20 protein-coding genes and 2 rRNA genes are annotated in these 23,502 nt (G+C 70.9%); 5 read left to right on the top strand and 17 right to left on the bottom strand.

Features of this window, described 5'->3' with window-relative positions:
* Positions 1 to 29: 29 nt before the first annotated feature.
* Genes xerD through ABZX37_RS31830 form a run of 3 tightly spaced genes read right to left on the bottom strand, consistent with a single transcriptional unit; the run spans position 30 to position 3,332 of the window.
* Complete coding sequence (xerD, locus tag ABZX37_RS31840; protein ID WP_354745818.1) at positions 30 to 962, bottom strand: site-specific tyrosine recombinase XerD; 933 nt, start codon at positions 960 to 962, stop codon at positions 30 to 32.
* 40 nt (positions 963 to 1,002) lie between these two features.
* Positions 1,003 to 1,635, bottom strand: a complete 633-nt coding sequence (locus tag ABZX37_RS31835; protein ID WP_354745816.1) for an NUDIX hydrolase — start codon at positions 1,633 to 1,635, stop codon at positions 1,003 to 1,005.
* Complete coding sequence (locus ABZX37_RS31830; protein ID WP_354745814.1) at positions 1,632 to 3,332, bottom strand: CTP synthase; 1,701 nt, start codon at positions 3,330 to 3,332, stop codon at positions 1,632 to 1,634. Before ABZX37_RS31830 ends, ABZX37_RS31835 begins: the two co-directional genes overlap by 4 nt.
* Positions 3,333 to 3,429: 97 nt before the next feature.
* On the opposite strand from ABZX37_RS31830, the gene aroA reads away from it, so the two are divergent.
* Positions 3,430 to 4,716: a 3-phosphoshikimate 1-carboxyvinyltransferase gene (gene aroA, locus ABZX37_RS31825; protein ID WP_354745812.1), complete on the top strand. Its 1,287-nt coding sequence runs from the start codon at positions 3,430 to 3,432 to the stop codon at positions 4,714 to 4,716.
* Here the strand turns inward: aroA and ABZX37_RS31820 are convergent.
* The gene (locus ABZX37_RS31820) at positions 4,709 to 5,554 is read right to left on the bottom strand and encodes an alpha/beta hydrolase (protein ID WP_354745810.1); all 846 of its coding nucleotides are present in this window, start codon (positions 5,552 to 5,554) and stop codon (positions 4,709 to 4,711) included. The genes aroA and ABZX37_RS31820 overlap by 8 nt on opposite strands.
* 167 nt (positions 5,555 to 5,721) lie before the next feature.
* Positions 5,722 to 6,423, bottom strand: coding sequence for a GntR family transcriptional regulator (locus tag ABZX37_RS31815; protein WP_354745808.1), 702 nt, complete (start codon positions 6,421 to 6,423; stop codon positions 5,722 to 5,724).
* A gap of 114 nt (positions 6,424 to 6,537) precedes the next feature.
* On the opposite strand from ABZX37_RS31815, the gene ABZX37_RS31810 reads away from it, so the two are divergent.
* Positions 6,538 to 7,965 carry an NCS1 family nucleobase:cation symporter-1 gene (locus ABZX37_RS31810; RefSeq protein WP_354745806.1) on the top strand — a complete coding sequence of 476 codons (1,428 nt, stop codon included), beginning with the start codon at positions 6,538 to 6,540 and terminating at the stop codon, positions 7,963 to 7,965.
* Positions 7,965 to 8,675, top strand: coding sequence for an aspartate/glutamate racemase family protein (locus ABZX37_RS31805; RefSeq protein WP_354745804.1), 711 nt, complete (start codon positions 7,965 to 7,967; stop codon positions 8,673 to 8,675). The genes ABZX37_RS31810 and ABZX37_RS31805 overlap by 1 nt, the downstream gene beginning before the upstream one ends.
* Positions 8,676 to 8,679: 4 nt before the next feature.
* On the opposite strand, the gene ABZX37_RS31800 is transcribed toward ABZX37_RS31805, so the two are convergent.
* Entirely contained in the window at positions 8,680 to 9,816 is a 1,137-nt protein-coding gene (locus tag ABZX37_RS31800; RefSeq protein WP_354745803.1) for an acyltransferase, read from the bottom strand.
* Between the two features lie 383 nt (positions 9,817 to 10,199).
* Between ABZX37_RS31800 and ABZX37_RS31795 the strand changes: the two genes are divergently transcribed.
* On the top strand, positions 10,200 to 12,110 hold the full coding sequence (locus ABZX37_RS31795) for a glycosyl hydrolase family 18 protein (protein WP_354745802.1): 1,911 nt from the start codon (positions 10,200 to 10,202) through the stop codon (positions 12,108 to 12,110).
* 212 nt (positions 12,111 to 12,322) lie between these two features.
* On the opposite strand, the gene ABZX37_RS31790 is transcribed toward ABZX37_RS31795, so the two are convergent.
* The 9 genes from ABZX37_RS31790 to ABZX37_RS31750 all read right to left on the bottom strand — a co-directional run bounded on the left by ABZX37_RS31790 (position 12,323) and on the right by ABZX37_RS31750 (position 21,110).
* Complete coding sequence (locus ABZX37_RS31790) at positions 12,323 to 13,270, bottom strand: copper transporter (protein ID WP_354745800.1); 948 nt, start codon at positions 13,268 to 13,270, stop codon at positions 12,323 to 12,325.
* Positions 13,267 to 14,451 carry a putative cytokinetic ring protein SteA gene (gene steA, locus ABZX37_RS31785; RefSeq protein WP_354745798.1) on the bottom strand — a complete coding sequence of 395 codons (1,185 nt, stop codon included), beginning with the start codon at positions 14,449 to 14,451 and terminating at the stop codon, positions 13,267 to 13,269. The genes ABZX37_RS31790 and steA overlap by 4 nt, the downstream gene beginning before the upstream one ends.
* A 102-nt stretch (positions 14,452 to 14,553) precedes the next feature.
* Entirely contained in the window at positions 14,554 to 15,702 is a 1,149-nt protein-coding gene (locus ABZX37_RS31780; RefSeq protein WP_354745797.1) for a DUF1266 domain-containing protein, read from the bottom strand.
* Positions 15,703 to 15,712: 10 nt separating this feature from the next.
* A complete protein-coding gene (gene recN, locus ABZX37_RS31775) occupies positions 15,713 to 17,497 on the bottom strand; it encodes a DNA repair protein RecN (protein WP_354745795.1) in 1,785 nt (594 codons plus the stop codon).
* A gap of 97 nt (positions 17,498 to 17,594) precedes the next feature.
* Complete coding sequence (locus ABZX37_RS31770) at positions 17,595 to 18,524, bottom strand: NAD kinase (protein ID WP_354745793.1); 930 nt, start codon at positions 18,522 to 18,524, stop codon at positions 17,595 to 17,597.
* Positions 18,521 to 19,348 carry a TlyA family RNA methyltransferase gene (locus tag ABZX37_RS31765; RefSeq protein WP_354745791.1) on the bottom strand — a complete coding sequence of 276 codons (828 nt, stop codon included), beginning with the start codon at positions 19,346 to 19,348 and terminating at the stop codon, positions 18,521 to 18,523. The genes ABZX37_RS31770 and ABZX37_RS31765 overlap by 4 nt, the downstream gene beginning before the upstream one ends.
* A 5-nt stretch (positions 19,349 to 19,353) precedes the next feature.
* Positions 19,354 to 19,560 carry a hypothetical protein gene (locus ABZX37_RS31760; protein ID WP_354745789.1) on the bottom strand — a complete coding sequence of 69 codons (207 nt, stop codon included), beginning with the start codon at positions 19,558 to 19,560 and terminating at the stop codon, positions 19,354 to 19,356.
* Between the two features lie 16 nt (positions 19,561 to 19,576).
* Positions 19,577 to 20,554 carry an HAD-IIA family hydrolase gene (locus ABZX37_RS31755; RefSeq protein WP_354745787.1) on the bottom strand — a complete coding sequence of 326 codons (978 nt, stop codon included), beginning with the start codon at positions 20,552 to 20,554 and terminating at the stop codon, positions 19,577 to 19,579.
* Positions 20,547 to 21,110 (bottom strand): hypothetical protein, encoded by a 564-nt coding sequence (locus ABZX37_RS31750; protein ID WP_354745785.1) that lies wholly within the window; start codon positions 21,108 to 21,110, stop codon positions 20,547 to 20,549. Before ABZX37_RS31750 ends, ABZX37_RS31755 begins: the two co-directional genes overlap by 8 nt.
* A 30-nt stretch (positions 21,111 to 21,140) precedes the next feature.
* Between ABZX37_RS31750 and ABZX37_RS31745 the strand changes: the two genes are divergently transcribed.
* Positions 21,141 to 22,970 carry a hypothetical protein gene (locus ABZX37_RS31745; protein WP_354745783.1) on the top strand — a complete coding sequence of 610 codons (1,830 nt, stop codon included), beginning with the start codon at positions 21,141 to 21,143 and terminating at the stop codon, positions 22,968 to 22,970.
* Between the two features lie 233 nt (positions 22,971 to 23,203).
* Here ABZX37_RS31745 and rrf read toward each other — a convergent pair.
* Together rrf and ABZX37_RS31735 are read right to left on the bottom strand one after the other, a co-directional pair.
* Positions 23,204 to 23,320 (bottom strand): 5S ribosomal RNA (gene rrf, locus ABZX37_RS31740).
* Positions 23,321 to 23,407: 87 nt separating this feature from the next.
* Positions 23,408 to 23,502, bottom strand: a 23S ribosomal RNA gene (locus tag ABZX37_RS31735); the annotation flags it as partial.

Raw genomic sequence — 23,502 nt, 5'->3', positions numbered from 1 at the left:
GTGGGAAGGCTCTAGGACGCCTTGAGCGTTCAGCCCAGCGCGCGCGGATGCGCGGTGGCGTAGACCTCTCGCAGCGTCGTCACCGTCACGAGCGTGTACACCTGGGTCGTGGTCACCGAGGCGTGGCCGAGCAGCTCCTGCACCACGCGGACGTCCGCGCCGCCCTCCAGCAGGTGGGTCGCGAACGAGTGGCGCAGGGTGTGCGGCGAGACCGCGGCGGTGATCCCGGCTCGCTCGGCGGTGTCCTTGAGGACCTGCCACGCGCTCTGCCGGGAAAGCCGGCTGCCGCGGGCGTTGAGGAAGATCGCGGAGGTGCCGCGGCCGTTCGCGGCGAGCGCGGGACGGGCTCGGACCAGGTACGCGTCGAGTGCTTCCAACGCGGGACGGCCGATCGGAACCAGCCGTTGTTTGCCGCCCTTGCCGTCGAGCAGAACGGTGCGCTCGGTGTCGTCCACGTCGTCCACATCGAGCCCGACCGCCTCGGAAATCCGGGCTCCGGTCGAGTACAGCAGCTCCAGCAGCGCGCGGTCGCGCAAGGCGCGTTCGCCGTCCGGCGGCGGAGTGTCGAGCAGCTTGAGGACGTCCCTGACCGGCAACGCCTTGGGCAGTCGTTTCGCCGCGGCCGGCGGACGGACGTCGCGGGCCGGGTCGTGTTCGGTGAGACCGTCGGCGTGCGCGAACTTGTGCAGCCCCCGCACCGCGACGAGCGCTCGCGCGGCCGACGACGCGGCCAGCGGCTGGTGTTCCTCGTCGCCCTCGCGCAGCGCGGCGCCGAACGACGTGACGTGCGCGGGCGTGACCTCGGCCAGCCTCGCGACCCCCGCCGCTTCCAGATGGGCGGCGTAGCGGCGGAGGTCGCGGGAGTAGCTGTCGAGGGTGTTGCGGGCGGTGCCGCGCTCGACGACGAGGTGGTCGAGGTACGTGGCGATCGCGCCCCGCACCTCGACACCCGCTTCATCCACGCCGCCACTCTAGGACGGCACACCGACAGAACCGGGAAATTCAGCCCTCGGCCAGTCGGCGGGCGAACCGGGACGGCCGGTCCTGCCACGGCGCGTCGGCCGGGCGCGTCTCCGCCGCACCGGTCAGCACCGCGTGCGCCGACAGCACTCCCGAGACGGTCGCCCCGTTGACCAGCTCACCCGCCAATGCCATCCGGACCGCCTCGGCGAGCGGGAACTTCCGCACCACCAGGTCGGCCTCCTCCTCGCCGAGCACGTCACGGTCCACTTCGGACAGATCGCGCGCGAGGAAGACGCGCACCACCTCGTCGGTGAACCCGGGCGAGGCCGCGACGTCGACCAGCGTGTCCCAGCTGCCCGCGGCGAGCCCGGCCTCCTCGGCCAGCTCGCGCCGGGCCGCGTCGACCGGGTCCTCCCCCGGGTGGTCGATCAGCCCGGCGGGCAGCTCCCACAGCCTGCGCCCGAGCGGATGCCGGTACTGGTGGACGAGCGTGACGTTGTCCTCGCCGTCCAGCGCGGCGATCACGACCGCGCCGAGGTGCTCGACCACCTCGCGCTTGGCGGTTTCCCCGCCGGGCATCACGACGTCGTCGACCCGGAGGCCGACGACGCGTCCCACGTGGACGACCGTGCTGCCGGCCACGGAGAACTCGTGCGTGCCGGGCGCGCTCACCGAGCCGCCACGGGCGTCTCGGGCAGTTCGACCGGGAGCCGCTCGGCGACCTTGCGGTCCACGACGGCCTTCACGAACGCGCTGAACAGCGGGTGCGGCCGGGTCGGGCGGCTCTTCAGCTCGGGGTGCGCCTGGGTGCCCACGAAGAACGGGTGCACGTCCGCGGGCAGTTCGACGAACTCGACGAGCCGGTCGTCCGGCGAGGTGCCGGAGAACACCAGGCCCGCGTCGCCGATCTGCTTGCGGTAGGCGTTGTTCACCTCGTAGCGGTGCCGGTGGCGCTCGGACACCTCGCTTGCGCCGTACGCCTTGGCCACCTGCGAACCGGCCTTGAGCTTCGCCGGGTACGCGCCGAGCCGCATCGTGCCGCCCATGTCCCGCTCCCCCGCGACGACGTCGCGCTGGTCGGCCATGGTCGAGATCACCGCGTGCTTGGTGTCCTCGTCGAACTCGGCCGAGTTCGCGCCCTCGATGCCCGCCAGGTTCCGGGCGCTCTCGATCACCATGCACTGCAGGCCGAGGCACAGCCCGAGCAGCGGCACGCCGTGCGTGCGCGCGTACTGGATCGCGCCGACCTTGCCCTCGATGCCGCGGATGCCGAACCCGCCCGGGATCAGCACACCGTCCACATCGGACAGCACGGACGCCGCGCCGGATTCGGTCTGCGCGTCGTCCGAGGCGACCCAGACGATCTCGACCTTGGCCCGGTGCGCGAACCCGCCCGCGCGCAGCGCCTCGGTGACCGAGAGGTACGCGTCCGGCAGGTCGATGTACTTGCCCACCACCGCGACCCGGACGATCTCGCTCGGGTTGTGCACGCGGTCGAGCAGGTCGCCCCACACCGTCCAGTCGACGTCGCGGAACGGCAGGCCCAGCCGGCGCACCACGTAGGCGTCGAGCGCCTCGCGGTGCAGCACCTTCGGGATGTCGTAGATCGAGCGCGCGTCCGGGCAGGCGATGACCGCCTCCGTGTCCACGTCGCACATCAGGCCGATCTTGCGCTTGAGGTCGTCCGGGATCTCCCGGTCCGCGCGGCACACGAGCGCGTCCGGCTGGATGCCGATGTTGCGCAGCGCCGCGACCGAGTGCTGGGTCGGCTTGGTCTTGAGCTCGCCCGAGGGGGCGAGGTACGGCACCAGCGACACGTGCAGGAAGAAGCACTGGTCGCGGCCGACGTCGTGGCGCACCTGGCGGCACGCCTCGAGGAACGGCAGCGACTCGATGTCGCCGACCGTGCCGCCGACCTCGGTGATCACCACGTCCGGCGCGACGCCGTTCTCGTCCGGCCCGGCCGCGGCGGTGATCCGCGCCTTGATCTCGTCGGTGATGTGCGGGATCACCTGGACGGTGTCGCCGAGGTACTCGCCGCGGCGCTCCTTGGCGATCACCTCCGAGTACACCTGACCGGTGGTGACGTTCGCCTTGCCGTCGAGAGAGCGGTCGAGGAAGCGCTCGTAGTGCCCGATGTCGAGATCGGTCTCGGCGCCGTCGTCGGTGACGAACACCTCGCCGTGCTGGAACGGGTTCATCGTCCCGGGGTCGACATTGAGGTACGGGTCGAGCTTCTGCATCGTCACGCGAAGCCCGCGCGAAGTGAGCAGCTGTCCGAGGCTGGACGCCGTCAGACCCTTACCCAGAGAGGAGGCAACGCCTCCGGTGACAAAGACATACTTGGTAGCCCGCGACTGAAGTCCCACGGGCCGCCAGCATATCCCACTCCCGCCAGATCGCTCGCCGACGCCTCTCCCCGGCGCGGCGGAATCGGTTCGCCCCCGCCGCGCTAGGCTTCGCGGCGTGCCGAACCTCCGCGATGACCACTGGACCGCCCCGGTCGCGGGCGCCTCTCTGGACGCCGCGGTGCGCGTCCCCGGATCGAAGTCGATCACCAACCGGGCCTACGTGCTCGCCGCGCTCGCGAGCGCGCCCACCCGGGTGCGCCATCCGCTCGATTCGCGCGACACCCGGCTGATGCTCGGCGCGCTCGCCTCGCTGGGCGCGCGGTCGGAAGAGACCATCGACGGCTTCCTCGTGCACCCGCTCGGCACCATCAGCGGCCGCGGCGACGAGACTGAGGTCGTCCTCGGCAACGCGGGCACCGTGGCGCGGTTCACCCCGGCGCTCGCCACGCTCGGCGACGCCTCGGTGCGGTTCGACGGCGACGAGGCGATCCGCCGCCGTCCGATCGACCCGCTGCTGGCCGCGCTGCGCAAGCTCGGCGCGCGGATCGACGACGGCGGACGCGGCGCGCCGCCGTTCACCGTGGAGGGCACCGGCGGGCTGCGCGGCGGCCGGGTGGACCTCGATTCGTCGGCCTCCAGCCAGTTCCTGTCCGCGCTGCTGCTCGCCGGTCCGGCGTTCGAGCAGGGCGTGACGGTGCGGCTGGTCGGCGGCGCCCCGCCGAGCGAACCGCACATCGCGATGACGCTGGACATGCTGCGCCGGTTCGGGGCCACAGTGGACCGTACCGGCACGGAATTCCACGTGGAGCCGGCGAAACTCTCGTGCCCGGAGTACGTCGTGGAGCCGGACCTGTCCACCGCGGCCCCGTTCGTGGCCGCCGCGGTGGTCGGCGGCGGGACCGTCCGCGTGCAGGGCTGGCCGAAGCAGACCACGCAACCGGGCGACTGGCTGCGCGGCCTGGTCGCCGAGCTGGGCGCGAAGGCGACCCTGGACGACACCGGCCTGTCCGTCACCGGCGGCGGCGCGTTCCCCGGCATCGACCTCGACCTGCACGAGGTCGGCGAACTGACCCCGGTCATCGCGGCGATGCTGTGCTTCGCCGAGAGCGCGTCGAGCATCACCGGCGTCGCGCACCTGCGCGGCCACGAGACCGACCGGCTCACGGCGCTGGCCACCGAGCTGTCCGGGCTGGGCGCGGGCGTCACGGAGCTCGAAGACGGCCTGGAAATCACCCCGGCTCCGATGCACGGCGGCGTTTTCCACACCTACGAAGACCACCGGCTGGTGATGGCCGCGGCGGTGCTGGGGCTGCGCGTGCCCGGTGTGCTGGTCGAGAACCCGGACACCGTCGGCAAGACGTTCCCGAAGTTCGTCGAGACCTGGACCGACGCCGTCAGCTGAGCATCCGGCGGATTTCGTCGGCGACCACCTCGGGTTCGGTGACGGGCACCAGGTGCCCGGATTTCTCCGCGATCCGATGCCGTCCGTGCGGCGAAACCCGTTGCGCGTGCGCGGCATTCGCCTGCGCGCGCACCGCGGCGTTCATCCCGTCCCCAGCACGCCCGCCGGACACGACCGTCACCGGACAGTCGCCCGGCGCGGGCGGATTCGTCCGCCAGGCAGCCAGCTCGTCAAGGAACGTCCGCGCCTGCTCGGTCTGCGTGCGCAGCACCTGCGGCGTAAAGCCTTCGCGCACCAGATCGCGCCGGACGTCCTCGGGCGCGGCACGCACCATGGGCCGGTACAAGAACTTCAGCAACCCAGTCGCCGCGAGAACCCGGCCAGTGCGGAGAAAAGCCCGCTCGGCACTGCGAAATCGGGGCGAGAACAAGACATCCGCCGCTTCGTCGGTCGGGTCGACCAGGACGAGACCCGCGATTTTCGCCGAGGTCCGGGACGCGGCGAGCCGCACGATCGGTCCCCCGGCGCTGTGCCCGACGAGCACGTACGGCCCCGGCCCGCAATGGCGCAGCAGGTCGACGAGGTCGTCGGCCATCCGGTCCAGCGTCCGCCCGGACGGATCCGGCGCGCTGCGACCGAGCCCGGAGCGGTCGTAGACCACCGCCCGCGCGAACTCGCCGACCAGCGGCTGCACGAGCCCCCACGAAGAGCGGCTCGCGCCCGCCCCGGCCTCGAACACGACCGTCGGACCGGAGCCGGGACCGGGCAACACCATCGTGTACAGCCGTCGTCCGTCCCTTGTGGACACCCACTCCGGCTCGCCCTGCACGTGCGCCATCAGCGACCCCTTCACGCGAAGTTAGGGTCACCTTACTAGAGCGGGTCCAGCAGTGCGGGTGGCAGGCGCGCTGGCGCAGGCCGTGCGGGGCTGGCGGGCGGCCCGCCTCGAAGCCCGCCGCACCTGACCGACGGGCGTGACAGCGTCGACAGCGCGTCCGTCCCAGCTCAGCCCGCCGGACGCTCGTCCTGCTCGTCGTCGCCGAAGAGGTCGCGCAACGTCACCGCGCGGTTGACCCGGACGTGCTCGGCGGCGTATTCGCGCGCCCGCTCCACGTCACCGGATCCGATGGCGTCCACCAGACGGCGGTGCTCGTCGAGCAGTTCGTCCCAGTGCTCGTTCTGACTGGTCAGCCACCGCAGCTGGCCTTCGAGCGGATGCAGCATCGTGGTGAGCAGCCGGTTGCCCGAGACGGCGACGATCTCGTCGTGCAGCCTGCTGTTGACCTCGGAGATCCGCGCACCATCACCACTCTGGGTGACCCGCGCGGACTCGGCGAGCAGCCGCTCCAGCCGCCGCATCTCCGGCTTCCCGGCCCGTTCCGCGGCGCGCGCGGCGGCGAGACTTTCCAGCGCCTCTCGGACGTCGAACAGCTCCTCGACATCCACCCGCGCCAACTGCCGCACCACCACCCGCCGGGGCGAGGGCACGACCACGAACCCCTCGGATTCGAGACTGCGGATCGCCTCGCGCACCGGCACCCGCGAGACCCCGAGATCCTCGGCCAGTTCGCGCTCGACCAGCCGGTCCCCCGGCCGCAGCCGCCCGGTCAGGATCCGCTCGCGCAGCTCGTCGAGCACCCGGGCACGCGTCGCCGCCAGCGGCTGCCGATCCTCGGTGGCACCCACCGGTCCCCCTCTCGCCGACATCGGACATCGGCGAGTTTATCGGGTAGAGGGTTGACTCAGCAGCCACGCGGAGCGATATTTGGGATCCCAAGTTTGGGATACCAAAGCTGCCGGCACGTCGACCGGAGGTCTGCAATGACGCACGCCCCGTCCACCGAAACCAGCGCGACCCGCACCGCCGAACCCGATCCCCGGCTGTGGAACGAGGACCTCGCGCCCGCCAAGGAGCGCCGCTGGAAGGTGTACGACATCTTCGCGCTCTGGATGTCGGACGTGCACAACCTCGGCAACTACACCTTCGCCGCCGGGCTGTTCGTGCTCGGGCTGTCGGCCTGGCAGGTGTTCACCGCGCTGCTGTTCGGGTTCGTGATCATCTTCTTCGGGATGAACCTGATGGGCCGGATCGGGCAGCGCACCGGCGTCCCGTTCCCGGTGGTGGCGCGGATCAGCTTCGGCACGTTCGGCGCGAACCTCCCGGCGCTGATCCGCGCGGTGATCGCGATCTTCTGGTACGGCATCCAGACCTATCTCGCGAGCGTCGCCATCACGCTGCTCGTGCTGGCGATCGACCCCGGCCTGAAACCGTTGACCGAGCACAGTTTCCTCGGCCTGCACGCGCTCGGCTGGATGTGTTTCGTGGCGCTGTGGCTGGTGCAGGCGTTCGTGCTGACCCGAGGCATGGAGGCGGTGCGGAAGTTCCAGGACTGGTGCGGCCCGCTGATCTGGGTCGTGATGATCGCGCTCGCGGTCTGGATCCTCGCCGCGAGCCACTGGCACATCTCGTTCACCAGCAGCCCGCGGCGCCTGTCCGGCGGCGAGCAGGTGCGGCAGTGGTTCGGCGCGGCCGGGCTGATCCTGTCCACCTACGGCACGCTGATGCTCAACTTCTGCGATTTCTCCCGCAACGCCCCGGACCAGAAAACGGTGCGGCGCGGCAACTTCTGGGGCCTCCCGGTGAACTCGACGGCGTTCGCGCTGCTGTCGGTGATCGTCACCGCGGGCAGCCTGCAGGTGTTCGGCGAGGCGATCACCGACCCGGCCGAACTGCTCGCCAAGGTGCACAACACGCCGGTGCTGATCATCGGCGCGCTGACCTTCGCCATCGCCACCATGGGCGTCAACATCGTCGCGAACTTCGTCTCCCCCGCCTACGACCTGGCCAACATCTGGCCGAAGCGGATCTCGTTCACCGTCGGCGGGATGATCAGCGCCGTCGCCGCGCTGTGCGTGCTGCCGTGGAAGCTGTACTCGTCGCCGGTGGTGGTCAACTACTTCCTCGGCGGGCTCGGTGCGTTCCTCGGGCCGCTGTTCGGGATCATGATCGTCGACTACTACCTGATCCGCCGCGGCGAGGTCGACGTCGAGCAGTTGTTCGTCCGCGACGGCAAGTACCCCAAGGTGAATCCGCGCGCGATGGCGACCTTCTTGCCGTGCGCCGTGCTGTCCGCGGTGATCGCGCTGGTGCCGTTCTTCGCCCCGGCCGCGCCGTACTCCTGGTTCCTCGGCACCGCCAGCGCCGGGTTGCTCTACTACGCCGTTTCGTACCGCCAGCGGAGGGCTTGATGCGGATCCTCGTCACCAACTGCAACACCACCGAGGCCATGACGAAGGAGATCGAGACCGGAGCGCGGGCCGCAGCCAGCCCCGGTACCGAAATCGTCGCGCTGACGCCGAAGTGGGGCCCGGAATCGGCCGAGGGCTGGCTGGACAGCTTCCTGTCCGCGGCGGCGGTGCTGGACCTGTTGCGCACCACCGAGGAAACGTTCGACGCCGTCGTCCTCGCCGGTTTCGGCGAGCACGGCCGCGAGGGCGCGCGGGAACTGCTGGACGTGCCGGTGGTCGACATCACCGAGGCCGCGGCGCATCTCGCCGGACTGCTCGGCCGCCGGTACGGAGTGGTGACGACGCTGGACCGCACGTGCGGGCTGATCGAGGACAGCCTGCATTCGGCCGGAGTGGACCGGAACTGCGTCGCGGTCGTCGGCACCGGGCTGAGCGTGCTGGAGCTGCGCGACGAGGAACGGACCGAATCGGCCCTGCTCACCGCGGGATCGCGGGCCCGAGACGCCGGGGCCGAGGTGCTCGTGCTCGGCTGCGCCGGGATGACCGGGTTGGACCGCAAGATGTCGGCGATGCTCGACATCCCGGTGGTCGACGGCGTCGCCGCCGCGGTCCGGCTCGCGGAATCCCTGGTGGCGCTGGGATTGCGCACCAGCCGGGCCGGGTCCTACGCCCGCCCGCTCGACAAACACCGGACCTGGCCCGGCGAATGACCGCTCAGGCGCGCACCGGCACCCGCGCGCGCCCGGTCAGCGCCTTGCTCCACGGCAGCCGCCGCAGCACCTCGACGATCCCGAAGGTCAGCGCGATCGTCGCCGGGTACGCCACCAGCGTCGTCCACGGCGCGCCGAACTTGTCGCCGACGTACACGAACAGCGGGTCCAGCACGGCGATCGCGATCGGGTGGGTCAGGAACACCGCGAACGACCGGTTCACCGCCCAGGACACGAACCGCCCGCCGCGCTGCCTGCTCTCCGCCCAGCGCGCGCCCGCCAGGTAGATCCCGGCGATCGCCGCGACGAACCACGGGATCAGGTAAGGGCGGAAGGCGTCCGACGCCATCTCCGGCCACTCCCCGAAGCGGACGCTCACGAAGTAGCCGGTCTCCGCGATCACGAGCCCGCCCGCCATCGCCAGCAGCACCCAGCGCGAATGCGTGCGCAGCCAGGCGTGCACCGCCTCGAAGTGCAGCGCCGCCGCGGTGCCGAGCAGCATATAGAACTGGTACACGACGAAAGTCGCGAAGAACTGGCTCACGAAGCCGTAGCCCAGCACGGCGGGCGGGTAGCTCATGAAGATCGCCACCGCCGCCTGGATCGTGCCGGAGACCGCCAGCACCGTCCACGGACGCCGGCGGATCAGGTCGAACAGCTTGGCCAGCAACGGGAAGAGCAGGTACACCTGCAGCGTCACCAGCATGAAATACATGTGGTACCAGGCGTTTCCGGTGAGCAGGTCCAGTCCGAGCGTGCGCAGCTGCGCGCCGATCGACCCGAACGGCTGATCCGAGGTGATCAGCGAATAAACCCGGTAGATGACCGTCCACACCACATACGGCACCGCGACCAGCGGGAACCGCTTGCGCCAGAACTTCCCGGCCAGCACCGGACGGTCCCGGTAGCCCAGCACGAGCACGAACGCGGTCAGCGCGAAGAACGCTTCGCGGGTCAGGTGCAGCGGCGTCTGGATCGCGTCGGCGACCACGTCCTGCTGGAACGTCGTGGAGCCGATCACGTGGATGAGGATGACCAGGGCGAACGTGACGACGCGGTACAAATCGAGCTGCCGCAGGTGCGGCGATCTGGCGGGCGCCGGCTCGTCCGTGCGGACGAGCGGGATCTCGGTAGTGGTCATCGTTCGGCCGTGCTCCCGGGGTCGTTGGCGCTCATGGTGCCAGGCTCTCGTGCGCAGCTGTGAGCCACCCATGATCTTCCTGAGACTCGCCTGATGCCGCACGGATCGGGTGTCGGGTCAGCCACACCCGTACGGGTGAACCGATGCCACCGGACCACTCGCCCCGCTTGGAACAGGCCGTTCGTCGGGCGTTTCCGGACACTTCACCACAAAACGCCCCGGCCTGGAAATTGGTCTAGTCCACAGTATTGACTCCGGCTGTGCCCTGGTTCACATTCGAATGCGGGCCGGCCCCCGCTCCTGCAGTGATCACCCGTTGTCCGACGCTTGCCGCGCATTCCCGTGCGGCAGGCGGACTTCGCTTGTGCGAGGGAGAAACGCTTATGCCCCACCGGACCTTGAGACCGCTGGCCGTGGCCTGCGCCGCCCTGGCCGCCGTGGTCGTGGCCGGTCTCACCATCCTGGCCCGGCCCGCCCCGGCCACCGCGACGCCCGCGCCCTCCTCGGGAGGGATGCGCATCGCCTACTTCGACCAATGGAGCATCTACCAGAACGCCTACTACCTCAAGAACGTCGACAAGATCGCCGACAACATCGACTACCTGCTCTACGACTTCGAGAACATCGACCCGAGCAACCTCACCTGCTTCGAGACGACCAAGGCGACGACCCCCGACCCCGGCGGCGAGGACGACCCGAACGCGGGCGACGGCGCGGGCGACCAGTTCGCCGACTACCAGAAGTCGTTCGGCTCGGACATCAGCGTCGACGGCTCCGCCGACACCTACAACATGCCGATCGTCGGCAACTTCCACCAGCTGCAGGAACTCAAGGCACGGCACCCGAACCTGAAGGTGCTGCTGTCGCTCGGCGGCTGGACGTATTCGAAGTACTTCTCCGACGCGGCGGCGAGCGACGCCTCGCGCAAGAAGTTCGTCAGCTCCTGCATCGACATGTTCATCAAGGGCAACATCCCGAACGCGGGCGGCTTCGGCGGCCCCGGCACCGCCGCGAACATCTTCGACGGGTTCGACATCGACTGGGAGTACCCGGCGCACCCCGGCGGGCACACGGGCAACCACTACAGCCCGAACGACACCCAGAACTTCACCGCGCTGCTGGCGGAGTTCCGCAGCCAGATGGACGCACTGGGCAAGCACTACGCGCTCTCGGCCGCCCTGCCCGGCGGCCAGGACAAGATCGCGAAGATCGAGACCGACAAGATCCACCAGTACATGGACTTCGCGGACCCGATGACCTACGACATGCACGGCGCGTGGGACAAGACCGGTCCGACGAACTTCCAGGACCCGCTTTACCCGGCGCCGAACGACCCGTCCCCGACGATCCCGCCGGGCACCGAGAAATACACCATCGATCAGGTGATGAAGGCTTACACGCAAGGGGATCCGGCGTACGGCATCCCCGGCGGGTTCCCGGCGTCGAAGCTGACCCTGGGCATTCCGTTCTACTATCGCGGCTGGACAGGCGTGCCCGCGGGCTCGAACCACGGGCTGTACCAAACGGCCACCGGTCCGTCCGCTCCGCATCCGTTGAGCGGCAACGTTCCCGGGGTCGCGATGTACAAGGAACTTTCCGGCGTGGTCGACAATCCGTCGACGACGTTCTGGGACCCGACAACGCAATCCGCGTGGTTCTACGACGGGACGAGCTTCTACGGCGGCTCGTCGAAACAGTCGATCAAGGCGCGCACCGATTACATCCATTGCAACGGCCTCGGCGGCGCGATGATGTTCTCGCTGTATGACCTCGACCCTGATTCGACGCTGTTCCACGCCGTCGTGGACGGGCTCGCCGCGCCGACGGAGGGCTGTTCCGGCCCGCCGCCGACCACCCCGACGACGCCTACCACGCCTACCACGCCGACCACACCCACGACCCCGACTACGCCGACCACTCCGACGACCCCGACCACGCCCACTACGCCGACCACTCCCACGACTCCGCCGGGCGGCCAGTGCACAGCGGCGGCCTGGGACTCCGGCAAGGTCTACAACGGCGGCGCGGTCGTGTCGTACAACAACCACACCTGGACGGCGAAGTGGTGGACGCAGGGCGAGCAGCCCGGCAGCGCCGACGTCTGGACGGACAACGGAGCCTGCGCGGGCGGCGGCGGTCCCACGACCGCGTGCCCGGCCGCGTGGAACACCTCCCAGTCCTACAACGCGGGCGCGGTGGTGTCCTTCAACGGCCACCGCTGGTCCGCCAAGTGGTGGACGCGAGGCGAACAGCCCGGCAGCGCCGCGGTCTGGGCTGACAACGGCGCCTGCTGACCCCGCAGCAGGCGCGTGAATGATCGGCGGCGGTACCGGATTTCCCTACCCCGAAGGGAATCCGGTGCCGCCGCCGACTCTTGTCCGCATTGCCGACGTCCGCCCGACCGCGACGGGCGCGACAAAGTCAGCGGCGGTACCGGATTCCCCCACCCTCGAAGGGAATCCAGTACCGCCGCTGACTCTTCTGCGGGAGGCGGAAAGTCTCTCGTTCAGTTCCCCGAAGCGGTCACGCCCGGCGCGATCGCCTGTGCGTTGCCCGCGATGCCGTAACGACCGGAACCGCCGTTGAGCTGTTCCTGCAGCGCCAGAATCGTCGCGACCCGGCCCGCCGCCGAATCCGCGTTGTCCACAGTGGACAGGATCGACGTCGCCGAGGTGTCCGCGCGCACCACGCCGATCGGACCGGCGCCCTCGGCCGAACCCGGGTCGCCGGCAAGCACCGTGCCCGCACCGGAACGGTCCATCTGTGCCGCGAACCGCGCGATCGTCGCGGCCCGGTCCCCCGCGCCGTCGCCGGTTTCCTGGGCTCCGGTCAGCACGATCGCGAGCTGCGCGGGCTGCACGCCCTGGCTCGGCTTCACGAAGCCGCCGTCGGTCAGTCCGCCGAGCGCGGCGGCGAGTTCGTCGCCGCTCGACTGCGGTTTCGCGCTCGCCTTGTCCAGCAGCAGCGTCGAACCGAGCAGCGCGCCGGCGAGCGTGCCGGAGTCGCCCGCGGTCGGGAACTTCGCCCCGGCCGGCTGCAGCCGCGTGACGACGTCGCGCAGCTGGTCGGCCTTCGCCGGGTCAGTGAACGCGTTGGTGAGCTGCAATTCGCCGGTCACCGAGGCGCCGGACTGGCCGACGAGCTTCTTGAGCGCGTCGCGGTCGGCCGGGCGCGCGTCCTGCGTGGTGACGATGACGACGCTGCGCTTGTCGAGCGCGCCCGCGACGACCTTGGGGCCCATCGTCCCGGCGAACGCGTCCGCGTCGGAGAGCCGCGCCTTGAGCGCGTTGCGCTGCGCCTCGAGGTCGGACACCTGCGTGCCGAGGTCTTTCTTCTGGTCCGCGAGCCCGGACAGCAGCGAACCGTTGAGCGCGGTCGAGCCCAGCACCACGCCGACGGCCAGCGCCAGGAAGCACGCGGTGATGGAAACGATGTGGTACCGCAGGGAAATCACGTGAAGAGACCCTTCACCCAGGCGACGAACGTGGACCAGGTGTGCTGGATCCACTCGAGGTAGACGGAGCCGACGTCGGAGACCAGCAGCGCGGCCACGACGACGACGATGGCGGCGAGGACGAGCAGGGCGACCGCGCCGAGCGACACCCGGCTGCGGTGCAGCGTCGCGACGGCCTTGCCGTCGACCAGCTTGGTGCCGAGCTTGAGCCGCGTGAGGAACGTGGACGGGTTCGACCCGGACCGGCCGTGGTCGAGGAATTCCCGCAGCGTGGCCTGGAACCCGACGGTGACGACGAGGCTCGCGCCGTGCGCGTCGGCCAGCAGCAGGGCGAGGTCCTCGGCGTTGCCGGTCGCGGGGAAGGTGACCGCGCCGATCCCGAGGTCCTGGATCCGCTCGACGCCCGGGGCGTGCCCGTCCGGCTGCGCGGGGACGACGACCTCGCCGCCGCTGCGCAGCGTCGCGGTGCCGATCCCGGTCGGGTCGCCGACCATGACGTCCGGCTGGTAGCCCTGCGCGCGCAGGGTGTCCGCGCCGGCGTCGACGCCGACCAGCACCGGCCGGTGCTCGCCGATGTACTTCTTGAGCTTCTTGAGGTCCTCGGCGTGCCCGTTCCCCGCGGCGACGACCAGCACGTGCCGGTCGCGCACCGGGACCTTCAGCTCCGGCACGCCGACGCCGTCGAGGATCAGCGTCCGCTCGCGGCGGAGGAACTCGATCGTGTTGGCGGAGAAGGCTTCCAGCTGGGTGGACATCCCGGCCTTGGCCTCGATCATCTGGTCGGCGACGCTTTCCGGGGTCTGCTCGACCCCGGTCGCCAGCTGCCGCTCCCCCAGGTAGACCGCGCCCTCGTGCACGCGCAGCTTCGTGCCGTCCTTGACGGTGCGCAGCAGTTCGCCGCCGACCGAGTCGATCAGCGGGATGCCCGCCGCCACCAGGATTTCCGGGCCGAGGTTGGGGAACCGGCCGGAGATCGACGGCGAGGCGTTGACCACCGCGGCGACCTCGGCGGCGACCAGCGCGTCGGCGGTGGCCCGGTCGAGGTCGAGCTGGTCGAGCACGACGATGTCGCCCGCGCTGACCCGGCGCAGCAGCTCCCGCGTGCGCCGGTCGACCCGCGCGACACCGATGACGCCGGGAAGGGCTTCGTGGTTCCGCGCGAGAAGACCAGTGAGCTTCATGTGGCTGATGGTGACAAATTTGTGCGTGGGTACGGAGCCGACGCGCCGAAGCGGACATGACTCATTGTGGTGAGCCATGTCGCGCGGAGTGCGGAGCCGGGATTAACTGTGCGGTCCGCACGCTCCGAAATCGAGGGTGGACCAGGGGCTCGCGGGATCGTTCAGCAGCCGGTGGCGGACCCGGGCGGCCGAAACGTACTCCGGCCCGAACTCCTCGCCGTCGAGCGCCAGCAGCCTGCCCAGCACATAGCCGGTGGCCAGTTCCGCCCACGATTCGTGGTAGCGGCGGGCGATCGCGCCCGCCTCCAGCACCATCAATTCCGCGGTGAGCGCGTCGCAGTACCCGACCGCCAGGCCCCAGCGCGCCAGTTCGACCGCGCGGCCGACGTCCCAGCCGATGATGCTGTCCACCACGCCGTCCGGAGCGAGCAGGCCGTCGGCGCGAAACCGCTGTTCGTACCGCACGATCCGGCGCACCGCGTCGACGAGCGGCTCGGCTTGGTCCTCGGCGTCGTTTTCGGCGCACCATTCCCGGACCACTTCGACCCAGCCGTACACGTCCAGCGCCAGCCCGCTGCGGGCGCGCAGCACGAGCACGAGGTTTCCGGTGGTGAGCTGGTAGGAATCGCCGAGCAGCCGGTCCATCGCGGCCCGCCAGCTGGTCGCGTCCGCGACGCCCCACCAGTCGCGCAGGCCGCGGACCTCGGCGACGTAATCGTGGTAGCGCGCGTCGAGGACGTTCCACGGTTCGGCCGACAGCACCGCCTGGTGCGCGCCGCACGCGAGCGCGTGCGCGACCGGACCGTCGAGAAGCCCGTACCTGGCCGTGTAAAGCCGCTCGACCTGCTGCTCCACCGCGGTGACCCGGTGCGGGTTCGCGTCGACCCACGGCAGCACGGCGTTCGCGCCCACCCGCCATTCGGCGAGCGTGCCGCGGTTGAACACAACCTGTTCCCCGTGGCCGAGACCGTGCGTGGCCCAGTCGAGATCCCCGCTGAGAAACACCACGTCGGTGCCGAAATCCGGCAGCGCGCCGCGGGTGAACACCTGCAGCGACGGTTCGCCGCCGTGCGCGCAGCAGGCTTTCGCGGGCGACCAGGTCCGCTCCCGCGCGAGCCGCTCCGCCTCGTCCCGGTGGATCGGCACGAAGAGCTCCTCGTCGCCGAGGAGTTCGAGGAAGCGGTCGAGATCGTCCTCCCGCCGCGCGCGGGCGAGTTCGGCTTCGACGTCGGCCAGCGTGGCCCAGGTCATGGAATCCGCCTCAGCCCTTCTTCGCGCGCTTGCGCTTCGCGCCGGTGTTCTTCGCCTTGTCTTTCTCCGCGGTGGCAAGCAATTCCTCGGCGTGCGCGCGGCCGGTCTCGGTGCCGTCCATGCCCGCGAGCATCCGCGCCAGCTCGCGCACCCGGTCGCCCTGGTCGAGCGTCTTCACGCCGCTGCGCGTGACGCCGCCGCTGGTTCCCTTGTCCACCACCAGATGCTGATCGGCGAACGCGGCGACCTGCGGAAGGTGCGTGACCACCAGGACCTGGTGCGTGCGCGCGAGCCGCGCCAGCCGCCGTCCGATCTCCACCGCGGCCCGGCCGCCGACCCCGGCGTCGACCTCGTCGAACACCAGCGTCTGCACGGTGTCCGCGTGCGCCAGCACCACCTCGATCGCGAGCATCACGCGCGACAGCTCACCGCCCGAGGCGGCCTTGTGCACCGGCAGCGGCGGCGCGCCGTTGTGCGCCCGCAGCAGCAGTTCCACCTCGTCGACGCCGTCCGGGCCCGCGTGCACCGCGTGTCCGTCGATCGCGAGCGCCTGCCGGTCGCCGTGCTCGGCCGGACGCTGTTCGACGGTGATCTCCAGCTCCGCCTGGCCCATCGCGAGACCGGACAGTTCCTTGGTGATCGCCGTCGCGAGCTCGGCGGCCGCCTTGCCGCGCGCGGCGGAAACCTCGGTGGCGTGCGCGACCAGCTGCACAGCCAGCTCGTCGCGGCGTAACGCCAACCCGGCCAATGCCTCTTCGGAGGTGTCCATCGACTCGAGCCGGCGCCGCGCGTCCTCGGCCCACGCCAGCACGCCGTCGACATCGGCGGCGTACTTGCGGGTGAGCCGTTTGAGATCGGCCTGGCGCGCGAGCACCTTCTCCAGCAGCGCCGGGTCCGCGTCCAGATTCTCGACGTAGCTACCCAGCTCCGCGCCGACGTCGCTCAGCAGCGTGGAAGCTTCCTCCAGCCGCGGCACGAGGTCGCGCAGCGCGGAATCCTCCGCCGAGGCGAGCCTTCGCACCGCCTCGCCGACCAGGCCGAGCGCGCCCGGTGCGTCCGGGTCGCCGTCCTGCGCGCCGGACACCGCCGCGTGCGATTCGGTGGCCATCGCGCGGAGTTCGTCGACCGCGGCCAGGCGTTTGATCTGCTCGGTGAGCTCGACGTCCTCGCCCGGTTCGGGCGCGACCGCGTCGATCTCGTTCAGCCCGTGTTTCAGCAGGTCCGCCTGCTGCGCCATCTCGCGGGAGCGGTTGGAGCGCTCGCTCAGCTCGGTGAGCACGGCCAGCCATTCCTCGCGGACCTGGCGGTACCGCGCGAGCGGCCCGCCGACGTCCTCGCCGGCGAACCGGTCGATCACCGCGCGCTGCTCGGCCGGGCGCAGCAGCCGCAGCTGGTCGTTCTGCCCGTGCACGGCGATCACCTGCTCGGACAGCTCGGCCAGCACCCCGACCGGCACCGACCGGCCGCCGAGGTGCGCCCGCGAGCGCCCGTCGGCCGCGACGGTGCGCAGCGCGATGACGCTGCCGTCCTCGTCGACGTCGGCCCCCGAATCGGTGACGATGCGGGCGGCCGCGTCGTCCTTGCCCACGGTGAACCGGCCCTCGACGAATGCCTTCAGCATCCCGTTCCGGACCTTCGACGCCTCGGCCCGTCCGCCCGAAAGCAGATGCAGCCCGGTGACGACCATGGTTTTGCCCGCACCCGTCTCACCGGTGACCACGGTGAAGCCCGCGTGCAGTTCCAGCAGGGCTTCCTCGATGACTCCGAGGCCCTGGATGCGCATCTCGGCCAGCACGACGCATACGGTAGCGGCCCGCACCGACGTTCTGTGCGCCCGAGGTCCGCTAACTCTTCTTTTCGCTGGTCGAACACTTGTGCGGGCGCGTCGCGAATCAGCTGCCCGGACGCTCCCCGCCGCGCCGGTCGCGCCAGCTGCGCACCGGCAGGCCGAACTTGTACACCAGCCGGTCGGTGAACACGCCGTCCCACAGCCGCACCAGCCGGACCGGCTGCCTGCCGCACACCACGCGCACCGAAGCGCCCGGCGCCAAGTCGAACGATCGCAGCCCGTCGCAGGTCAGCGCCGCTTTCGGACCGGTCGGGTCGATGCCGACGGTGATCACCGACCCGGGCGACACGACCAGCGGCCGGGAGAACATCGCGTGCGCGTTGCTCGGCACCACCAGCAGCGCCTCGACGTCCGGCCACAGCACCGGCCCGCCCGCGGAGAAGGCGTACGCGGTGGAGCCGGTCGGCGTCGCGCACAGGACGCCGTCGCAGCCGAAGGACGACACCGGACGGCCGTCGACCTCGATCAGCGCGTCGAGCACCCGCTCGCGGCTGAACTTCTCGACGCTGGCCTCGTTGAGCGCCCAGGTGCGGTAGATCTCCGCGCCGTCGACGGTGACCGTGACGTCGACCGTCATCCGGTCCTCTACGTGGTACTCGCGGTCGACCACGCGCTGCACGGCGTCGGCGAGCGCGTCCGAATCGGCCTCGGCGAGGAAGCCGACGCGGCCGAGGTTGACGCCGAGCACCGGCACCTCGGCCGGGCGGGCGAGTTCCGCGGCGCGCAGCAGGGTTCCGTCGCCGCCGAGCACGAACACGAGCTCGGCCCCCTCGGCCGGATTGTGCTCGGGCGCGACCACGGTGCACGGCTTGGCCATGCAGCCGTCCGGGTCGATCAGCCGGAGAACGTCCTCGTCGAGCACGCGAAGCCGGATCCCGGCCTTCGCGAATCGCTGGGACACCTCGCGGGCGGCCTCCCGGGTGGTGTCCCGGTCGGGGTGCACCACGAGGAGCACTTCACGGTCGGCGGTCACTGAGGTCCTTCCTGGACTGCGGCGCGAACGAGCCGCTCGGCATCGCCGATGTCGTCGATGCCGCTGTCTTCCGGCCCCGTTTTGCGGAGCCACACGAAGTATTCGACGTTCCCGGACGGCCCGGGCAACGGGCTCGCGACGACCCCGCGCAGCGACAGGCCGAGCTTCGCGGCTTCGGCGAGCACGCCCAGCACGGATTCGACGCGCAGTTCGGGATCGCGGACCACGCCGCCGCTGCCGAGCCGGTCCTTGCCGACCTCGAACTGCGGTTTGACCATCGGCACGAGATCCGCGCCGTCGCGGGCGCAGGCGGCGAGCGCGGGCAGCACGAGCTTGAGCGAGATGAAGGAAAGGTCGCCGACGACGAGGTCGACCTGGCCGCCGAGGACGTCCGGAGTCAGGTTGCGGACGTTCGTGCGGTCGAGAACCACGACGCGATCGTCGGTCTGCAGCTTCCACACGAGAAGCCCGCGCCCGACGTCCGCGGCGATGACCTTGTCCGCGCCGCCCCGCAGCAAGACATCCGTGAACCCGCCAGTGGATGCGCCCGCGTCGAGACAGCGGCGGCCCTCGACGGTCAGCCCTTCCGGCCCGAAACGGTCAAGCGCGCCAAGGAGTTTGTGCGCGCCGCGCGACGCCCAGCCCGGGTCGTCCTCGTCCTTCACGACGATCGGCGCGTCGTTTTCCACGCCGGTGGCGGGTTTCGTGGCGACCATGCCGCGCACGGTGACCTTGCCGCCGGTGATCAGCACGGAGGCTTGTTCGCGGGAGCGGGCGAGTCCGCGCCGCACGAGTTCCGCGTCGAGCCTGGCCCGTTTGGCCACGCCGGTCAGACCTTGTCGATGCTGGACAGGGCCACGGTCAGCTCGGTGTGCACGGCCTCGAAGCGGTCCACGTGCTCGGCGGGCGGCAGCGTGTCGAGGTCGTCGAGCCCGGCGACGGCCTCGTCGATGCCCGCCCGCGGGTCAGTCTGCTGCGGGCCGGGTCCGGGGATCAGCGGGGGTCCGGGAACCGGCCGCGGAACGTTCGGGTGCACAGGCCCAAACTACCAGTCAGGCGAGCCCGAGCCCGGTCACTGCCGACGCGGCCGCGTCGCCTTCCGCGCGCACCTGGGTCGCCCCGGTCCGCCACGCCGAATCGCACAGCGCGCGCAGCAGGTCGAGCTTGTCCCCTTCGCCGCGCACGGTCAGCACGTCGTTTTCGCTGATTTCCCAGCCGGACCGCTTTCCGACGCGCAATTCGTCCGCTGGCCGCGCGAGCGCGGTGAGATCCGCACTCAGATGAGTAGGCCGTTCCGCCGGAATCGCGGTGAGCAGCGTCGCCGGAGTCGCGATCCCGGTGAGGACGCACAGCGAGTCGAGACCCGCCGCGACCGCACCCGCGATGTCGGTGTCGAGCCGATCCCCGACCACCAGCGGACGCTTCGCCTTCGCCGAGCGCGCAGCCGTCTCGAACAGCAACGGCTCCGGTTTCCCGGCGACCACCGGTTCCGCGCCGGTGGCGATCTTCAGCGCGCCGACCATGGATCCGTTGCCCGGCATCAGCCCGCGCTCGGTCGGCAGCGTGGTGTCGGTGTTCGTGGCGACCCACAGCCCGCCCGCCCGGATCACGATGCTCGCCTCGGCGAGGTCCGCCCATCCGGTTTCCGGCGAATGTCCTTGCACCACAGCGGAAACGTCGTCGCCCGCGGTCCGCACGGGCTCGAGCCCCGCCGCGGTGATCTGGTCGCCGAGCGAGGCCGTGCCGACGATGAGCACCTTCGCGCTGGCGGGCAGCCGGTCCCGCAGGAGCGCGGCTGCCGCCTGAGCGCTCGTGTGCACCTCGTCGGTGTCCGCGGTGATGCCGAGGTCCCGGAGGTGCTCGGCGACCGCGGACGGGGCCTTTGACGCGTTGTTGGTCACGAACCGGACCGCCGTGCCCTGCTCGCGCACGGCGGCCACGGTTTCCGCGGCCCCGTCGATCACCTGCGGCCCGTGGTACACGGTGCCGTCGAGATCGAACAGCAGCGCGTCGTAGGCCACGTCAGTCATCCGACCCGGTCGGCTCGCCTGACTCGGTCGGCTCCGCTGCCTCGGCCGACTCGGCTGGCTCCTTCGGCGCGTTCGCCTCGTTCGATTCGTTCGCGAGGTCCGCGGCGCGCTCGGCGGCGTCGGTCTCGTCCTCGGCGTCGGCCTCAGCGGCGTTCAGGAACCACTGCACGGCCTCTTCCTTGCGCCCGGCGGCCTCGAGGTTGTCGGCGTAGGCGTAGAACAGGCGCGCGCTCCACGGGTCGCGCTTGGCCGCCGCGAGGTCCGGCCCCTGCAGGGACACGACGGCCGCGTCCAGCTGCCCGAGGTCGCGCCGCGCACCCGCCGCGACGATCGCCAGCTCGACCTGGGTCGCCTTGGTGAGCCGTTCCTTGTCGGTCTCCTTGGCGAGGTCCAGAGCGCGCTCCGGGCGGCCCAGCGCGCGCTCGGCGTCCGCGATGATCGCGATGTGCTCGTCGCTGCGCGTCATCCGCCGGACGGCGCGCAGTTCGGACAGCGCTTCCTGCCAGTTGCCCGCGTGATAGGCGACCAGCCCGAGCCCTTCGCGCACGATCGGCACCCGCGACGCCTTGGTCTTCGCGTACCGGGCGTGCTCGAGCGCGGCCTCCGGATCGCTGTCGACGAGCCCGCCGGCGGCGACCAGGTGCTTCCCGACGGTCTCCGCGAGCCCCTTCGGCAGGGTCCGCAGCTCACGGCGGACTTCCTCGTCGAGGTCGGAGAACTCGATGTCCTCGGGCAGTTCCGGCGCTTCGAGCAGCTCGCGCGCCAGAGCGGCGTCCTGCTCCTCGACAGTCACCGGCCGCTTGGTGCGGGGACGGTCGTCCCTGCGGTCGCGACGGTCACGGCTGTCGCGGTCTCCCCGGCTGTCCCGGCCGCCGCGGTCGCTGCGGTTGTCGCGCTCCCGACGGTCCTGCCGCTCGCCCCGGTCTTCACTGGTGTCGCGTCGCTCCTGGCCCTCAGCTACCTCGGCACGCTCGACGCGCTCCGCCGGGACGTCAGCGCTCGCAGTTGCCTCGTCGGCTACCGCGGATTCGGCGGCTGGCTGGGTCTCCTCGACCTCGTCCCGTCGCCCCCGGAAGCCGTCGTCCTGACGGTCCTTCCGGAAACCACTGTCACGCTGATCCTTGCGGAACCCGCCGGAGTCGCCGTCGCGATCACGCCGGAACCCGCCCGGACGGTCGCCGCCAGGCCGCTTACCGCCGGACCGGTCGTCCCGCCGGTCGCCCCGGTAACCGCCCTCGTCACGACGCTCAGTGCGGAACCCGCCGGAACGGTCGTCCCGACGGTTGTCACGGTCGTTGCGGAACCCGCCCGAGCGGTCATCCCGACGGTCACCGCGGTGACCGCCTTCGTCGCGCCGCTCGCCGCGGTACCCGCCCGGCCGGTCGTCCCGCCGGTTGTCGCGGAACCCGCCGGAGCGATCGTCCCGGCGATCCCCGCCGCGGTAACCGCCCTCGTCGCGCCGATCGCCGCGGAAGCCGCCCGAACGGTTGTCCCGGCGGTCGTCGCGGTCATTGCGGTCGCTACGGAACCCGCGGTCGTCGCGCCGCTCTCCCCGGTTCCCGCCGGTGCGATCGTCGCGGAATCCACCGGAAGTCCGGTTCCCGCCACGGAATCCACCGTCACGCGGACCGCGGTCGTCCCGGTCCCGGTACCCGCCGGGCTTGCCGCCGCGGTCGTCGCGATAACTGCCGCGGTTGTCGCGATCACCCGGCTTGCCGCCGCGGTTGTCGCGATCGCCGTAGCCACCGCGCCGATCGTCGCGGAAACCGCCGCCCTGGGAGTCCTTGCCGCGGTATCCGCCCGGCCCGCGCCGGTCGTCGCCGCCCGAGTAACCGCCACGGCGGTCGTCGCCACCGCGCCGGTCGTCGTTCCAGCGCCCGCCGGACCGCTCGCCGTACGAGGATTTGCCCTGCGGCCGCCCGCGGTCGCCGTAGGAGGATTTCCCTTCCGGACGGCCCGAACGGTCACCGTAAGACTTGCCGGGCCCGCCGGAACGCTCGCCGTACGAGGAGCGCCCCTCGGAACGGTTGCCGTAGGACGAGCGTCCTTCCGGACGCCCGGAGCGGTCGCCGTAGGAAGACTTGCCGCCGGGTCCGCCGGAGCGGTCGCCGTAGGATTTGCCCTGCGGACGGTCGAACTCGCGCTTGCCGCGGCGGCGGAAGTCGCGGTCGTCGTCGCGTTTGCCGGCGTATCCGCCGCGCTGTTCGCGGGGACCGTCGCCCTGGCCGGGGCGGCCGGCGAAGCCGCCGGAACCGCGTGCGCCGCGGTCGTCCCGACGGGGCCGGCCCTGGTGGGCGTTGTCCCGTCCGCCGCGGTCCTGCCGCGCGCCGCGCCGGTCTCCCCGGGGCGCGTCGGACCTGCCGCCGCGGGAGTCCTGGTCGCGGCGTCCCGACCGACCGGACCCCTCATCCGCTGAGTCTCGTCGACCGAACTCGGACACCTGGCCTCCTGCCATAGACAACTCTGGAATTCTGAGGACGGCCCCCGGTACGAGGGCCAATTGACTATCCTACGGGCCCGTTCGGAGCAACCTCGCGCGGGCGGACCTGCGGCCGGCCCGCGCCCTGCTCGAGCGGACGCGAACATGAGTCTGGGCCCCGGGAGAACCGCGTGGGTTCTCGGACCGGGGCCCAGACTTCCTTCAAGTAAGTTCGGCGGTGTCCTACTCTCCCACAACCCTTCGGTTGCAGTACCATCGGCGCAGTCAGGCTTAGCTTCCGGGTTCGGAATGGGACCGGGCGTTTCCCTGACGCTAAAACCACCGAAACACTCCGAAACAACACACACCCGCCACCTAGACGGTGACAGCCGGTGTGGTGTTTCAGAACCGTAGAGTGGATGCGTAACATCTTCGTGGGCAAGTCCTCGGCCTATTAGTACCAGTCAACTCGACAACACATTACTGTGCTTCCATTTCTGGCCTATCAACCCAATCGTCTCTTGGGGGC

This window comes from Amycolatopsis sp. NPDC004079, assembly GCF_040610415.1.
Classification (GTDB): domain Bacteria; phylum Actinomycetota; class Actinomycetes; order Mycobacteriales; family Pseudonocardiaceae; genus Amycolatopsis; species Amycolatopsis halotolerans.
This window is presented reverse-complemented; position numbering and strand designations above follow the sequence as displayed.

What these genes read in the sequence shown, in the direction of transcription:
- ABZX37_RS31820 (WP_354745810.1), bottom strand. Translation starts at nt 5,554, where the DNA reads ATGGCGCACGTGCAGGGCGAGCCGGAGTGGGTGTCCACAAGGGACGGA.
- ABZX37_RS31815 (WP_354745808.1), bottom strand. Translation starts at nt 6,423, where the DNA reads ATGTCGGCGAGAGGGGGACCGGTGGGTGCCACCGAGGATCGGCAGCCG.
- ABZX37_RS31810 (WP_354745806.1), top strand. Translation starts at nt 6,538, where the DNA reads ATGACGCACGCCCCGTCCACCGAAACCAGCGCGACCCGCACCGCCGAA.
- ABZX37_RS31805 (WP_354745804.1), top strand. Translation starts at nt 7,965, where the DNA reads ATGCGGATCCTCGTCACCAACTGCAACACCACCGAGGCCATGACGAAG.
- ABZX37_RS31800 (WP_354745803.1), bottom strand. Translation starts at nt 9,816, where the DNA reads ATGACCACTACCGAGATCCCGCTCGTCCGCACGGACGAGCCGGCGCCC.
- ABZX37_RS31795 (WP_354745802.1), top strand. Translation starts at nt 10,200, where the DNA reads ATGCCCCACCGGACCTTGAGACCGCTGGCCGTGGCCTGCGCCGCCCTG.
- steA (WP_354745798.1), bottom strand. Translation starts at nt 14,451, where the DNA reads ATGAAGCTCACTGGTCTTCTCGCGCGGAACCACGAAGCCCTTCCCGGC.
- ABZX37_RS31780 (WP_354745797.1), bottom strand. Translation starts at nt 15,702, where the DNA reads ATGACCTGGGCCACGCTGGCCGACGTCGAAGCCGAACTCGCCCGCGCG.
- ABZX37_RS31755 (WP_354745787.1), bottom strand. Translation starts at nt 20,554, where the DNA reads ATGACTGACGTGGCCTACGACGCGCTGCTGTTCGATCTCGACGGCACC.